Raw genomic sequence first — 15706 nt, forward strand, 5'->3', positions numbered from 1 at the left:
CAGTAGTCAGTAGTCAGTAGTCAGTAGTCGAGTGTTGGGATTTTGAATTATCTGTCAAGCGTATTTGGTTCCATTTGAGTCATTTAGGAACAATTCTTTTCAAGAATTCCACGGATTCAACTATCCGGGTTTTATCTACTGACTCATCAACTACTGACTACTGACTCATCAACTACTGACTACTGACTACTGACTACTGACTTTTTCTTCATTCTCAATTCTTCATTCGGATCACTCCGTACCATGTCAAGCCCATTCTCTTCTCCCACAAAAGTTATCCTTCAAGCGCCACTCTCGGGTCAACTTCTGCCCCTGGAACGGGTTCCTGACCCGGTATTTGCTCAAAAAATGGTTGGAGATGGGATCTCGATTGACCCATTGAGTCAAATCTTGCTGGCGCCCTGCGATGGCGAAATTGTCCAGCTTCATACCGCCAACCATGCGGTAACCATCCTGACTTCGGGGGGGTTGGAAGTCCTGATTCACATTGGATTAGACACTGTAAGCCTTAAAGGCAAAGGTTTTATGCCAAAGGTCAAGCTTGGTGACAAAGTTCAGTCCGGTGCAGCTTTGATCGAGTTTGATGCCGATTTTATTGCTACGCATGCCCGTAGCCTGTTGACCCAACTGGTAATTACCAATAGTGACCGGGTGGCCCGCTTCGAACCAGCTTCGGGGACGGTTGAAGCTGGGAAAGATCCAGTTTTGACGCTTCATTTAGCAGATATCAGCCCTGAGAGCGCTCTGGCAGAGGGAAAAGTTGTTACCTCAGAGGCAATTATCATTCCGAATCTGACGGGCCTTCACGCCCGCCCCGCCGCCGTGCTGGCCAATGTCGCCAAGAAATATAAAGCTGAAATCAAACTCCGGCGCGGCGATGACTATGCCAATGCCAAAAGTGTCACTTCGATTCTGGCACTTGAAGTCAGCTACAATGACAAAATTGTCCTGGTTGCCAAAGGCGAAGAAGCTGAAGCGGCGATTGATACCCTGACTGAACTCGTCAAACTTGGCCTGGGTGATGAAGGCCACGCACCGGCACCGGCACCGGCCACCACGGTGGCATCGGCGGCGCCGGCACCTCAACCGAAACATCAGTCTGATGACCCAAATGTTCTGGTGGGGGTCAGCGCGTCACCTGGAATTGCGGTCGGCACTGTTTTTCAGTTGCATCGCCAGGAAGTTGAAGTTGAAGAAGACGGAACGACTCCAGATCAGGAATGGATCCAGCTCACTCAGGCACTCGAAAAAGGAAAAGCCCAACTGCAGGCCCTTCAGGCAAAGCTCCACGGCACGGCTGATCCCGCCAAAGCAGCCATTTTTGCGGCCCATCAGGAACTGCTTGAAGACCCTGACCTGCTCGATATCACTGCCTCAATGATTGATAAAGGGAAAAGCGCGGCGTTTGCCTGGAAATCAGCCGTCAATTTGCATGCGGAACGGCTGGCTCAACTGCGAAACCAGCTTTTGGCCCAACGCGCCAATGACCTGCGCGATGTGGGCCAGCGCGTTTTGATCTGCCTGACTGGGGTCTCTCCCGAACCGCTTAAAATCCCGGCGGAATCCATCCTGGTTGCTGAAGATTTGACACCCTCCGACACCGCCACCTTTGACCGCAAAGTCGTGCGAGGCTTTTGTACTTCGCTCGGGGGGGCGACGTCGCACGTTGCCATTCTGGCTCGATCTCTCGATATCCCGTCCATTGCGGGAATTGATCCCAAAGCACTCGAACTCCCCAATGGCACCCCTGTCATCCTCGATGGGTCCAAAGGCACGCTTCGGCTCAACCCCAATCCTGGCGAAATCGAGCGGATCCAAAAACGGATTGAATCCCGCGAAACCAAACGCAAATCCGATCTTTCCCACGCGCACGAACCGGCCTTGACCCGAGATGGGCACCACATCGAAGTTGTCGGGAATATCGGCGGCCTGTCCGATGCCAAAAATGTTCCATCCCTGGGGGGTGAAGGCGTTGGATTACTCCGGTCTGAATTTCTGTTTATGGAACGGACAACGGCACCGACCGAAGACGAACAATTTCAAGCCTATAAAGAAATTGCCGAAGCGGTTGGGACTGACCGCCCTTTGATTATCCGCACGCTTGATGTCGGTGGCGATAAACCGCTGACCTATCTTCCGATTGCCAGAGAAGACAATCCTTTTTTGGGTGAGCGTGGAATCCGTATTGGCCTGGATCGTCCAGTGATTTTACGGACACAACTGCGGGCGATTTTGCGGGCTTCACAGTTTGGGAAGATCAGCGTGATGTTCCCGATGATTGCCATGCTCTCGGAATTAAGGGATGCAAAAGCCATTTTTTTGGAGGAATGTCAGGCACTCGGGATCAACCCAATTCCAATGGGAATTATGGTTGAAGTTCCATCCGTGGCGATTCTGGCCGAACAGTTTGCCCGGGAAGCCGATTTTTTCTCGATTGGGACCAACGATCTGACCCAGTACACGCTGGCCATGGATCGGGGCAATCCGAAAATGGCATCCAAGGTTGATGCGTTAAACCCCAGTCTGCTCCACCTGATTGATCAAACGGTACAGGGCGCCCAGGCACATGGCAGATGGGTTGGCGTCTGTGGCGGCATTGCCAGTGATCCGCACGCGGTGCCGATCCTGATTGGACTCGGGGTCACGGAACTCAGTGTCAGCCTGCCGGTCATTCCAGCGATCAAAGCCCAAATTCGGAACCTCAGTCAAGCCGAATGCCGCGAGCTGGCCAGGCAGGCCCTCAAACTCGACAATGGGGCACAGGTGCGTGAACTTGTCCCCATCAATGAAGATTCAGGAGAAATGAAATGAGCGCCACGGCACAGGCAGTTGAAACACCTTCGGCGTTTGGTCCATTGATCATGTTGTGGAGAAATGCCTTTTCCGTCCTTCAGAAAATCGGGAAAGCCATGATGCTCCCGGTGTCGGTGATGCCCGTGGCCGGGATCTTACTTGGCGTCGGCAGCGCCCATCTGTTTTTCATTCCCGAAAGTGTTTCCAACATTATGGCTCAATCTGGAGGGGCCATTTTCGGAAACCTGCCGTTGATTTTTGCGATTGCCGTGGCCGTCGGGTTGACCGAAAACGACGGAGTCGCCGCCGTAGCAGCAACGGTTGGGTTTGTCGTGTTGCTGGCCACGATGGGCACCACCGCCAAAATGATGAACGTTGAGACAAAACCCATTATGGGTATTGACTCAATCGAAACCGGCGTCTTTGGCGGTATTTTGATTGGGTTGATTGCCGCCTGGGCATTTAACCGGTTTTATCGAATCACCCTGCCCTCCTACCTTGGTTTTTTTGCCGGGAAACGTTCGGTGCCGATCATTACCGCCTTCGCTGCGATTGGAACTGGGATTGTAATGAGTTTTATCTGGCCGCCAATTGGAGCCGGAATTAATACGGCCTGCCGGTGGGCGGCCAACGAACGACCCGACCTGGCATTTAGTCTGTATGGCTTTGTGGAACGCCTCTTGATTCCGTTTGGGCTTCACCATATCTGGAATGTCCCGTTTTTCTTTGAAGTTGGTAAATACCTTGATCCTTCGACTGGAAAGTATGTCACTGGCGAAATCAACCGGTTTGTGGCCGGTGACCCAACCGCTGGAAATATGACCGGCGGGTATTTATTCAAAATGTGGGGCCTTCCGGCGGCGGCCATTGCCATCTGGCACACCGCTCGACCCGACCAAAAAGCCAAAGTCGGGAGCATTATGGTCTCGGGTGCGTTGACCTCATTCCTGACTGGAATCACTGAACCGATTGAATTTGCCTTTTTGTTTCTGGCACCCCGGCTGTATGGAATGCACGCCGTGTTGTGTGGTCTGGCTTATTTTCTGTGTATCAAGCTCGGCATCAAACACGGCATGACCTTTTCCCACGGCATGATTGATTACATCGTCCTGTTTCCCAAATCGCACAATGCCATCTGGCTGCTGGCCCTGGGTCCACTTTGGGCCGGGGTGTACTATGGCGTGTTTCGGTTTGCCATTCAAAAATTTGATCTCAAAACACCTGGGCGCGAAGCCGAAGCCCTGTCAATCGCCGACGCCCATACCGAAGTGGCCCATAGCATGGCCCGGCAACTGGTGCTGGCCTTTGGTGGTCGCAGCAACATCGCCGGCCTCGATGCCTGCATTACCCGGCTCCGCGTCAGCCTCCACGATATTTCAAAGGTCAACGCCGCCAAGCTCAAAGCCCTCGGTGCCGCTGGCGTGCTCACGGTTGGGAATGGGGTACAGGCTATTTTCGGAACTCAGTCGGAAAATCTCAAAACCGACATGTCCGAATACCTGAAAGTGGCCGGACCCGAAGCCGAAGTGACCGAAGAAAGCTCGCCAGTCAAAGACGCGCCGCCGTCAACGGTGGTCTCGAAGTTGCGCGATCCTGAAGCGGCTGAAAAAGCCCGGCGATTGATTCAGGCACTGGGCGGAGCTTCAAATATTCAGCGAGTTGATGCCTGTGCCGAAACCCGCTTACGGCTGGTGCTTTCAAACCCGGCCAAAATTGATGAATCAGCCTTGAAAGCGGCTGGGACCGGCGGTGTGATGAAACTGGCGGGCGGCGTGATTCACCTGCTGGTTGGCCTTAACTCTGACCAGTATGCCGCTGAAATAAATGCTCAACTCAGCACCCAATAATTTCCCTCACTATAACCAGCACAGCTTTCATAGTTCATCCAGGCAAAAGATGACTTTTCTTTCACAGCCTCTGAAAAAGTTTCATCTAACGACTGGAGAAAAACAGAAAATTCCTGAAAATAAAGCTTGACAATTGAGGGGGGGGGGCACCTTATTATGTGGGAAGCAGGTTTTATTTTGGCCATCTGCACCTCGCCAGGCTTTATGCTCAGGCAAACCAACACGCTTTGCCGGTTGGGTATTCTTCAGTCATCAAGGAACACTTCCTCAAGCCAGACTTCACTTTCAGATGAATACAGTTGAGAGTCCCGCTTTCAGGCGGTCGGTTTTACTTTTGCCATTCTCGAAACTGTCGGAAATTGCTTGTCGTGCCCGGCTGAAGATCGGGCGTAGATGAGTTCACCAACGTTGAAGTCTATTGGAAACAATGGTTTATGGGTCGAATACTCTTCCGGATCACCGTGGTTGCGGTGTACGTCGCTATCTGGCTGTTTGTGCAAACGGGAATGTTTTCAACTATTTCTACCCCGCTTCTGGTCAGTGCCGGAACGATTGCCGAAGAACAGGCAGCGTTACACGACTACGAGCTCCCGTTTGGAGACAACCTGTTCGCTCCATCCAATGCCGCAACGGTCTCCGGTGGATTTATCAACCAGGAAGAATTCATCCCAGCGGCCCGCTGTGCCGGTTGCCACACCGAAGCCCATGCCCAGTGGAGCGAGTCGGCGCACCGCAATTCCTTCCGCGAACCGTTTTACCAGACCAATGTCAAGCACCTGATTCGTGACCGAAAGATCGCTGTCACCCGCCATTGTGAAAGCTGTCACAACCCGGTCGCTCTGTTTTCCGGAGCGCTCTCTGAAAAAGCAACCTTTGCCCGTCCGTTTGACGAAGAGGGCGTCAGTTGTTCGGTTTGTCACAGCATTGTCTCGACCAACACCACCGGGATTGGCAGTTATGTGATTGACAAACCGGCGCTACTTGAAACGGCTGATGGCACGCGGCTGGCTGATGTCACTGACCGTGAAATCTTGGAGGATGTTCCTTCGCACCGCCGGGCGATGATGCGCCCCTTGTTGAAAACCCCTGAATTCTGCGCTGCCTGCCACAAAGCGGCGGTTGTTCCGGAACTCAATCAGCGGAAGTGGCTGCGTTCGTTCGCGATTTATGACGAATGGCAACAATCAGCTTTTTCAAATGAAACCGTCCAACCACTGGCCCGTCGCGACCGCCAAAGCTGCCAGGATTGCCACATGCCGGAAACCAATGGATTGTCCTCGCACCGCTGGCCGGGAGCGAATACGGCACTCCCAACGTTTTACAACACACCCAACCAGCTTGCCGAAACCCAGAAATGACATCTTTGCTTTGCCAATCTCTTCAACTCCGAACCCTGAACCTCGAACCCTGAACCCTGAACCCCGAACCCTTGTCTTCGACGTTGTTGTCGCCAACCGCAATGTCGGCCACGCGTTTCCAGCCGAACTCCGCGACATCTTTGAAGCCTGGTTGGAATTCAAGGCCGTGGATGCGAATGGAAATGTGCTGCTCCACAGTGGAGAAGTCCGCCCTGACGGCACACTTGACGCTTCGGCGCACGCCTATCGGTCCGTCCCCATTGATAACCACAGCGAACCGATTACCAAACACGACATCTGGAACACCCGCACCACCGCGTTTGACCGGCATATTCCACCTGGACGGGCGGACCTTGGACGATTTGAAGTCCCAGTTCCTCCAACCGCCAGACTGCCCATCACCGTCACGGCCACGGTGAACTATCGGCGGTTCAACAAGAATTTCACCGATTGGGTCAATCGTGAGACAGCAGTTGGACTCGCGCCAGTGACCGAAGTTGTTTCAACGGTTGGGATACTTCAATCAACTGAAATGGCTGGACTTCTGGTTGATGTCACTCCGCAGTATCAAAAGAGCTTTTCGCCTATCCAAAAATGGCGAGCGTATGGAGTCGCTCTTTTTGACCAGCAACAGTTTGAACCAGCCGCCAACGCATTCCAGGAAGGGTTAAAGCTTGCAGCCAAGGGTTCACCTGAAGAACTCGCCCTCAACATTGATCTGGCGATGACGGCGTTGCGGATGGAACGGGTGGGTTCATCTCAAGAAACATTGGTGCTGGCTGAACAGGCAGTCACTCGGGCGCTGACACTCGACGAAAAACAACCCCGAGCCCGATTTTTCCGAGCGATGCTCAACCTCAAGCGGTTTCGCTATTCGGAAGCCCTGGCTGATTTGAATGCTTTGTCCCAAGAATTCCCCCGTGATCGTCAGGTGTGGACGCAACTTGGGTCGCTGTATTTGCTCCAGTACCGCGACACGGATGCCAGAAATGCCTATGCCAAAGTATTGGAAATTGACCCGGACGACACCGAAGCGCATATGAAGCTGACCGGGTTGTACTGGCGGTTCGGGATGTTTGAAGCCGCCAAACACGAACAGAAGAAATACAACTCATATCACAGCGACAACGTCGCGGAGACGCGCCGACGTGGCTACCTCAAATCACATCCGGAGATCTTCCAAGCCTGGCCGTGGCGTGAAATTGGGGACAACCCGATTGGCTCCGCTCCCTGAGAATGAAGAATGAAGAATGAAGAATGAAGAATTGAAAATGACTCTTTGACTGACAGCAGTTAAATAATTCACAAAATTGAGTTTACCGAACTACTGACTACTGACTACGAACGACTGACTCTTGGGAATATGAACATTATGCGTCGCCTTTTTCTGGTTTCATTGTTGTTGATTTCGGGACTGTTTTTTACTTTTTCACTGGCTTCACTGTCGCGGCAATCCGCTGAAGCTGGAAGCAATCTGCCACATCTGGTCAACCCCTCATTCTCCTTGTCTTCCCCGATTTTCCCATCATTGAGGGTGAAACAGAACCTGCCTGGGGGACAGGCTGTGTCTCGACGGGCACCTTCGATCAATGGACGACTGGAAGGCAGCATCCAGCAACTAACACCAGAAAATGTGACCTTAAACGGTGGCGCGACGATCACCGAAAAGCTCTATGTGCCGGGAACTCCCACCGTGCGACGCAATGGCAACCCGAATTTCGGCGGTGTGATTGACGGCAGCGGAAGCGCCATTCCGACCAATTATCAGGTAACTTTGAATGGCAATGCCACGCTGGGAAACCTGGTCAACCGAACCAATCCCGTTGCCTTGACGCCAGTTCTTGCGCCTCCGACACCAACTGGAACACGGGATGTTAGTTTGAATAATCCCAACGACCAGATCGGAGACTTTGCCACACTCCGCAATTTGACCTTGAACGGCAATGCGGGAACACGTTCCGTTCCAGCCGGAACCTATGGGAATTTTACCGTCAACGGCAGCAGTATTCTGATTTTCGGAGTCGCGAACGCCGTTGAACCCGCCGTTTACAATCTGCAAGGACTGACCCTCAACGGAGGCACCCAGCTTCAAATCGTCGGACCAGTCACGTTGACGCTTCGCAATGGAACGAACATTAACGGCAGCATCGGCAACGCCGCCAACCCACAGTGGCTCACGCTCAATATTTCCAACGGAGGCGTCACCCTCAACGGCGGCAGCCAGATGTTCGGGAAGGTGAACGCTCCCGCCGGCAGCGTCACTGTCAACAGCCGATTGACCGGAAACGTGATTTGTGACCGATTGACCGTCAACGGAGGCGGAGTCGTCACCATCCTGGCACAAGCTCCCCAGGATACCACTGCCCCAGTTATCACGATTGCCGAACCCGCCCAGGGATTAATCACCAAAACCTCTCCAATCACCGTTTCGGGGACGGTGACCGACTCCAGTGCGGTGACTGTGACCATCAATGGCCAACCCATAACTCTTTCCGGAGCACAATTTAGCACTCCCGTCACGCTGGCTGAAGGTTCAAACACGATTACCGTTTTAGCGACTGACACCTTTGGAAACGTAGGAACGGCAACCAGAAACGTCACGCTCGACACGACCGCCCCAGTTTTGACGGTTACTTCTCCGCAGGACGGAGCCACCACGACCGAAACTCAACTCACCATCACCGGAACGGTCACCGATGCCACTACGACTACAGTTACAGTGAACAATGTCGCCGCCACCCGAATCGGCAATGAATTCTCAGCGGTTGTGTCACTGGTTGAAGGCCCAAACACTTTTATCATTCGAGCCGAAGACGCAGCCAGGAACAAGGCTGAAACTACCCGAACTGTCACGCTTCAAGTTCAACAGGACACCACTCCACCCGTCATCACCATCACTGAACCCGCCGAAGGCTTGATCACCAATCTTTCACCAGTCACCGTTTCTGGAACAGTCACCGATGCCAGCACGGTTACAGTCACGGTCAACAACCAGCCCGCACCCCTTTCCGGAACACAATTTACCGCCAGCGTGACGCTCATCGAAGGCTCAAACACCATTGCTGTTTCCGCCACGGATGCTTTTGGAAATGCTTCAAGTGCCTCACGAAGTGTTGTTCTTGACACTGCAGCGCCGGTTTTGACGATTACTTCTCCTGAAGACGGAGCCACCACGACTGAATCCCAAATTACCGTCATTGGAACGGTGACTGATGCGACCGCCACAACAGTCACAGTGAATAATGTGCCTGCAACCCGAAATGGAAATGAGTTTTCAGTTGCTGTACCTTTAGTTGAAGGAACAAATTTATTACAGGTCCAGGCTATGGACATTTCCGGCAATACTCAAATTTTAACATTTACTGTTACCCGTACACCTCCACTGTATCCGTTGTCCTTGACTGTTTCTGAGCCGGTTGAAGGTTCAATCCACAGAGAAAACCCATTAACAATTATTGCATATGTCAAGGGTTCTTCTTTACTTGCTGGTGAAATTAGGGTTAGTGTTAATGGGATGTTGCTTCCCGTAAAAGAAGATGGCTCTATTATTGGACAGATACCTGTTAACGAAGGAACAAATTTTCTACAAATTGTGGCAACCGATGTGTTTAATACACAAGTTCAAGAAAGCCGCACGGTGGTTGTAGATACAATTCCACCCGTTTTCAAAAATCTTACTCCTCCGTCGAGAAGCCAGGTTACTGAACGAACCGCAATTATTCGGGGTCAGGTCAGTGACTTACATCCCGTTGACATAACAGTCAATGGGTTACCAGTCATCTATGAGTCAGTCTCCGGTACGGAAACTTATTTCAGAATTGAAAATCTTCCTCTGAACGAGGGGCTTAACTCTTTCTTCCTGACTGCAACTGACCAAGCTGGAAATACAGGATCTTCGGTCTTGTTGCTTTTCGGAGTTGACCGGACTCCTCCGGAAAAACCAATGCTCTTTCCAATTTTATCCCCAACCAGTCTTTCATTTCAGGTTATTGGTGGGCAAACAGAACCAGCGTCTCAAATTAGGATTACTGGAATAAATCCACCCATTACAACACAAGCAACTACCGATACAGGCATGTTTTTAATCACAGTGCCATTGGAATCAGGCACAAACACCTTTGATATTATGGCGGTGGATCAATCTGAAAATAATTCACCAGCCGTTCAGGTAGTTATTGAAAGCAATCCGAGTTGGCCATTGCCTTTGCCTGGGCAGCCTTTTCAGGTCAATATTAGCACTGGTGGCGCCCAGAAGGGATTACGCGATACACCCTTACCTCGGCCATTTGTGACAACCTTGACAGATACAGGAGGAAACCCAGTATCTGGACAAGTTATTGTATTTAAAGTTCTTCAGGGAGATGGGCGATTTGATAATGGTCAAAAGACAAATACAGTATTGACTGATGCGCAAGGACGGGCTGCAATTCAATATACAACCGGATCTGCTTTGGGTGTTCAGCTTGTGCAGGCAACTTTCGAAAACAACTTCAGAGCACCAGTCTATTTTTTCTGCACAGTAATTCCGCCTTCTATCAACAACGTCACCAGTTATTCAGGACGAGTTGTAGACCAAAACCTTAGATCTCTTCCTAATGTGTTAGTTCGGCTGGGCGGCCAGCAATCGCGTACCGACTCACGTGGGGAATTCACGTTGAAAAATGTCTCGTCAGGTCCTCACCAATTACTTGAAGTCATTGGACGCGATGAAGTGTCACTTCCAGGTCGCTGGCCAAATATTTCATATGATGTAGATATTCTTCCAGGTGTAGATAACCATTTTGAGCGCCCTCTTTTTCTACCAAAGGTCAATGAAGGTATCTTATTGCCATTAGATGAAAATAATGTTGTAACACAAGACACCACTTATGAACTTCCAGTAGTTGGAGGTCAGCCACCAATTCAAATTGTTGCTAAAGCCGGGACTCAGGTATTGTTTCCTCCTGACATAACAGATAAACGTTTTTCTGTGACTCGTATTCCAACCAATCGAGTCCCTATGGCGCTTGAAGATGGGCGCTACACAAACCTATATATTTCTGTTCAACCATCTGGAGCGTTATTTGACCCACCGTTACAAGTAACATTTCCTAACATTGATCACCAACCGCCCTATAGCAGGGTTTTATTGATGAGTTTTGATCATGATGCTGGAAGGTATGTTCAAGTAGGAACAGGCCAAGTGAGTGGTGATGGACAAACTATTTCAAGCGACCCTACAAGTGGAATTCATATTGGAGCCTGGCATGGGTTCCCACCTGAGGCCCCACTGCCAGATGGCCTTGTTAGTAGTGATGATCCCGATAAGTGCAATAGCTTGCCCAGTATTCAAATGGCTGGTAACACTCAGTCACGTGCTGATTCCTCATCTTGCTATAGTTGTAAAATCTCATCTAGTAATGGAGGAGAGCCGACTCGAAGTGGAAATCAAATTCTTTTTGTTTCTCCGAGCGGAATCCCTGAAAGATTTGATGCCGTTTGCGAGGAGACTCCGAAAACTGCGTTGGATATTCTCCAATCTGATGGTGTTCCAATGGACGATTCATCAAAACAGGGTCAAGGAGGCTATGTTCCTGTAAACAATGATGATGATAACTATAATGGAACCGTTGACAGAAAAGATACAGGTTTAATCGAAGACGAAAATGATCTGATCAAATTGCGGATCCGAAAAATAGAGCCAATTAAATTTGGCGGCCAGTTTGCCCTGGTTTTTGCCAGTGGAAATATCAAGCTTTGGAAAAATGAGGCAAGAACCGAGGCCGTGACCAGTGGTTCTTTTGAATTCGATGCTTCCCAAGAACATATAATCTATGTGGAGGGGATTTTAAAAAGTGCCAACATAATGGCTGAACAAATTTCATTGGACTGGAAAGATGGTAATAAAACACGTCCAGGCACAGACAAAATCAGTATCACTGTTTATCAAGTGAGTGGGCCAATCAATGTTCCTGGGTATTCAACATATCTGTACAAAGGGGATGTTCCTGGGGGAAAAGCTGGAACCTGGGATGCTCAAGGTGGCACTATAAAAAGTGGTGATGATCTTCATTCCCGCAATGTAACCTGGAGTGAGGGTCCGCTTGTCGGTAAAGTATTATTTAGTCCAATTGCAGGCTTCACTTGTGCCAGAGAGGTTAATGTTGTGCGAGTGAAACTAAGTGAAAAAGAAAACAAAGGGGAATACAGAAGCAATCCAATTCAAAGAAACGGAGCAGGAAGCCCACTTATTAGTTCTTCAGAGTCACCAGGAGATCCAGAAAAAAGAACGTTTAAAGGTAGTCTCAAAGTTGAAGCCATTGAAGGCCCTTTAGTCAAAGGAAAAAGACGAGGAGCAAAATATCTTGAATTAGGAACTGCCCACACAGCACTGTTTACATTGAATCAAGCATACTACGAGCAAATAAAAAAAAGACTACGAAATGTTACATATGAGGATGGATTTATTCACTGGGATGTATTGGTTTCCGAAACAATTCCTTATGAATTTGTAGGTCCAGAGGGGCCACGAGATGGTGAGGTTACTTTTTATGGACCTGAAAATGATGAAATAAGTTCAGTTGAGTTCAAAACAGGAGATTCTCCTGCTACGTTTGGAACAGATCCAAAGGGAACAGATCCAAATGGTAAATTTGTCATAAACGGGGATCAAGTTGATAAGATGTGTATACTAATGAAACATTATCTTTATGTGGTTGTTGCGGTTAGCAATCACAAAGATTTTGGGGAAATTGGCTCGCACAAAGTTTTTACCCAGCGAGCTAAGTTGAACTGGTTTTTTGATGGGACTGGCGACATAGATCAAGGTGGAAACTGGAGATCTACACCTATTTCTGAAGGGAACGCAATTCAAGGTGATAAATTCTTCAAGGTTCTAACAGGAAGTGAAATTGAAGCCTTCTTAATTAAATTTTCTGAAGATGGGAACCCCGAAGATTGCACTCAAACTATCCCTCGATGCAATTTAAATAGCTTTGTTTCACCAGACAATTTATTGGTATGGCAACTAGAAACATGTTCCATTTGTGATAAATGCCCCAAATGAGCACAGATGCTTTTGAATATCGTTATTCACAAGTGCAACCGTATTCTTCCCGTACTGGAGGTAAAATGTCGAGAATAATTTTGACACTCTTCATTCTATATACAATACTGCCCTCAAGCTTATTAAACCTTTTGAATATTTGTAAATCAATTGAGGAACCGCAAATCATCATTAGTGATGAAATGCTTTGCCCATATACTTTAGTCAGAGCAGAAGTTATTAGTATAACTGAAAAACCTGACAAGGACATCATTATAGCTTTAGTTCGTATTCTCCACGTTTACAAAGGCCCCTTTGATCTTAAAGAATCTATTTTTCAAGTAGAAGCTTCGATCTCTGGACTCAATAGTTATAAACGATGGTTTTCCCCATCTCTCCAGCAAGGTGAAATTGGAATTTGGTCGCTTCATTTTGCAAAGGATAGATATTGGGCAGTGTGGCCACGATCAGGTTACTTTGGCCAGCCAGCCAGACAAATTGAGCCTCAATCCCGATATGCAGAAACCTTAGTGTGGGCTGAAGCAGTTGAAACCACCTTAAAAGCACCTGCCAAAGAGCGGTTCCTGCTTATTCAGAAACTTGTACTCAGCCCGGTTCCAGAGCTTTCAAGCTGGGCGGTTACTGTTCTATGTCAGACCAAATCCCCACAAACGTTAAGGTTTTTGGAAACTGTACTTTCAAACAAGAATTTTTCAGTAAGCGGGCAAATCAGGTTAGATGAAGTTTTTTGCGATTTAATGTCAGAGCATTGGACTGACTCAATTCGCCGAAGCAGTCTCATTGAAAGTTGGGGAAAAAATATAAAGAACAACTATGAAGCTGAAAAAGTAATAAACAGGCTACAGATTATCAGTCAGCATAACTCACTGAGTGATAAGTGCTTGGTAAAAGCAGTCACAGATATTATTGAAAACAAAGAAATACTGATCAAAACACGGATTAAGTCGCTAAATGTCATAGGTTGGTTTCCGTCACGTGGGAGAGACAAACGGCTGGCTTTTCAATTTTACCTAAACTTGCTTGAGCAAGAGTATGAACAAGAATTACAAATTGAAACAGCTCGGAGGATTAGCTGGCTGGCAGTTTCAAATGAGGAATATCTAAAAGTTGTATTCGCACTCAAAGAGAAAATCAAAAACAAACAAGTTGTTGAAACACTTTTAGAAAGTTTACAACAAGCCCAAGAGAGGAAAAATGATCAGAAAAGATAAAGTTATTGAGAACTTAATTTAACCAAAGGATTTGATTACAAAACCATTTTTCCTCAAGCAGGAGCTATTGGCCAAGTTTGAATTATGAGGGATTACATCCCAAAAGTGCTTTTTATGTGGGTTTCAGAAAATTCAAGGAATGACTCGAATATGAAAAAAACGAACTTACTTCTAAAACTCCTGGCTCTCTCAGGACTTATTCTACTGTTTTGGAGCTCGTCATTGCTTGTAAAATCACAGAACGAGCCTTTTCCTACTTACTATGGCAAAACACGAACTGCAATCGTCATTCCTTTCTCTATTACAGATTTAGGCTCTTTTAGCCTTGCAGTAGACTCCGACCATGACGGGATGCCAGATGATGCCGAACTCCAAAACGGCACGGATCCCAATAATCCACTCGACGCTGATGCCGACCCGGATGGCGATGGACTGACCAATGGCGATGAAGTGGCGCTGGGAACCAATCCCAATAGCGCTGATTCCGATGGCGATGGGATTGATGACGGGACGGAAGTCCAGCTTGGCTACGACCCGAAAGACCCGACGAGCTTCCCGCCGGACAACGGCCCACGGCTGGTTTCCCTGGCTGTTACTCCGCGTTCAATTGGGCTAACCATCGGCACCATCATACCGCAAGAACTGGTTCAGCTTTCGGTGATTGGCACATTTGATACCGGTGAAACATTGGATTTGACAGCCAATCCCGCCACCAGTTTTCAGTCCCTCAATCCTTCGGTTGCCGCCGTGGATACGGCAGGGAAAATTGCCGGTGTGGCGCCCGGTTCGACCACGATTCGGGTGCGGAATGCCACTCTGGCGTCAGACACCCTCGTCGCGGTCACCAATTTTACCGAATCGCTGGTCGGCAACATCCGGATTCCAGGTTCGGCCAACAATGTCGAAGCCAAAAATCAGCTTGCCTTTGTGGCGGCTGGGGTTGCCGGATTACAAATCGTGGATGCCCGCCAGCCCGCCAGCCCGAAGCTGATTGGCGCCGTGGATGTGGACGGAAGCGCCAATGATATTCGCATTGCTGGGGATTTTGCCTACCTGGCCTGTGCCGAAGGTGGGTTGTCGGTGGTCAATATCTCCGATCCGACCAATCCGCAGGTGATCGCAACGGTTCCATTCCGGGATGCGGTGGACCTGGTCGTCAAAGGTGATTATGTTTATGTCGCTGCCGGTGAAACCGGTCTCAAAATCATCAATATTGCCTCTCCGTTCTCACCGTATGAAGTGGGAACGTACTCGCTCCCAGATCCAGTGACCCAGTTTGCCAATGCCGTGGATGTGGATGACAGCCGCCAACTGGCATTTCTGGCGGTTCGGAACGGTGGGTTGCTGGTGATTGATATGTCCAATCCAGCGGTGCCGCAACTCCGTGGGACGGCGGCAACCGGACCGGTCAATCTTGATGTGGCGGTCCTCGGCTCAACCGCGCTGATTGCT

Annotated in this window: 7 protein-coding genes; all 7 read left to right on the forward strand. The window is 49.3% G+C overall.

Annotation, left to right across the window (positions count from 1 at the left end):
* The first annotated feature begins 243 nt into the window (after window positions 1–243).
* The gene (ptsP, locus tag HY774_26990) at window positions 244–2811 is read left to right on the forward strand and encodes a phosphoenolpyruvate--protein phosphotransferase (GenBank protein ID MBI4752150.1); all 2568 of its coding nucleotides are present in this window, start codon (window positions 244–246) and stop codon (window positions 2809–2811) included.
* Window positions 2812–2858: 47 nt separating this feature from the next.
* Window positions 2859–4640: a PTS glucose transporter subunit IIBC gene (gene ptsG / locus HY774_26995; GenBank protein ID MBI4752151.1), complete on the forward strand. Its 1782-nt coding sequence runs from the start codon at window positions 2859–2861 to the stop codon at window positions 4638–4640.
* A 434-nt stretch (window positions 4641–5074) separates the two neighbouring features.
* Window positions 5075–5998 (forward strand): hypothetical protein, encoded by a 924-nt coding sequence (locus HY774_27000; GenBank protein MBI4752152.1) that lies wholly within the window; start codon window positions 5075–5077, stop codon window positions 5996–5998.
* A gap of 10 nt (window positions 5999–6008) precedes the next feature.
* On the forward strand, window positions 6009–7232 hold the full coding sequence (locus tag HY774_27005; GenBank protein ID MBI4752153.1) for a hypothetical protein: 1224 nt from the start codon (window positions 6009–6011) through the stop codon (window positions 7230–7232).
* A gap of 138 nt (window positions 7233–7370) precedes the next feature.
* Window positions 7371–13043 (forward strand): hypothetical protein, encoded by a 5673-nt coding sequence (locus HY774_27010; protein MBI4752154.1) that lies wholly within the window; start codon window positions 7371–7373, stop codon window positions 13041–13043.
* Window positions 13040–14254 carry a hypothetical protein gene (locus HY774_27015; GenBank protein MBI4752155.1) on the forward strand — a complete coding sequence of 405 codons (1215 nt, stop codon included), beginning with the start codon at window positions 13040–13042 and terminating at the stop codon, window positions 14252–14254. Before HY774_27010 ends, HY774_27015 begins: the two co-directional genes overlap by 4 nt.
* Before the next feature lie 351 nt (window positions 14255–14605).
* On the forward strand, window positions 14606–15706 hold a 1101-nt coding region (locus HY774_27020; protein ID MBI4752156.1), incomplete at its 3' end, for an Ig-like domain-containing protein.

It is taken from the genome of Acidobacteriota bacterium, assembly GCA_016208495.1.
In the GTDB taxonomy this organism is placed as follows: domain Bacteria; phylum Acidobacteriota; class Blastocatellia; order Chloracidobacteriales; family Chloracidobacteriaceae; genus JACQXX01.

Coding starts and splice junctions, on each gene's coding strand:
- HY774_27000 (MBI4752152.1), top strand. CDS start 5,075: ATGGGTCGAATACTCTTCCGGATCACCGTGGTTGCGGTGTACGTCGCT.
- HY774_27015 (MBI4752155.1), top strand. CDS start 13,040: ATGAGCACAGATGCTTTTGAATATCGTTATTCACAAGTGCAACCGTAT.
- ptsP (MBI4752150.1), top strand. CDS start 244: ATGTCAAGCCCATTCTCTTCTCCCACAAAAGTTATCCTTCAAGCGCCA.
- HY774_27010 (MBI4752154.1), top strand. CDS start 7,371: ATGCGTCGCCTTTTTCTGGTTTCATTGTTGTTGATTTCGGGACTGTTT.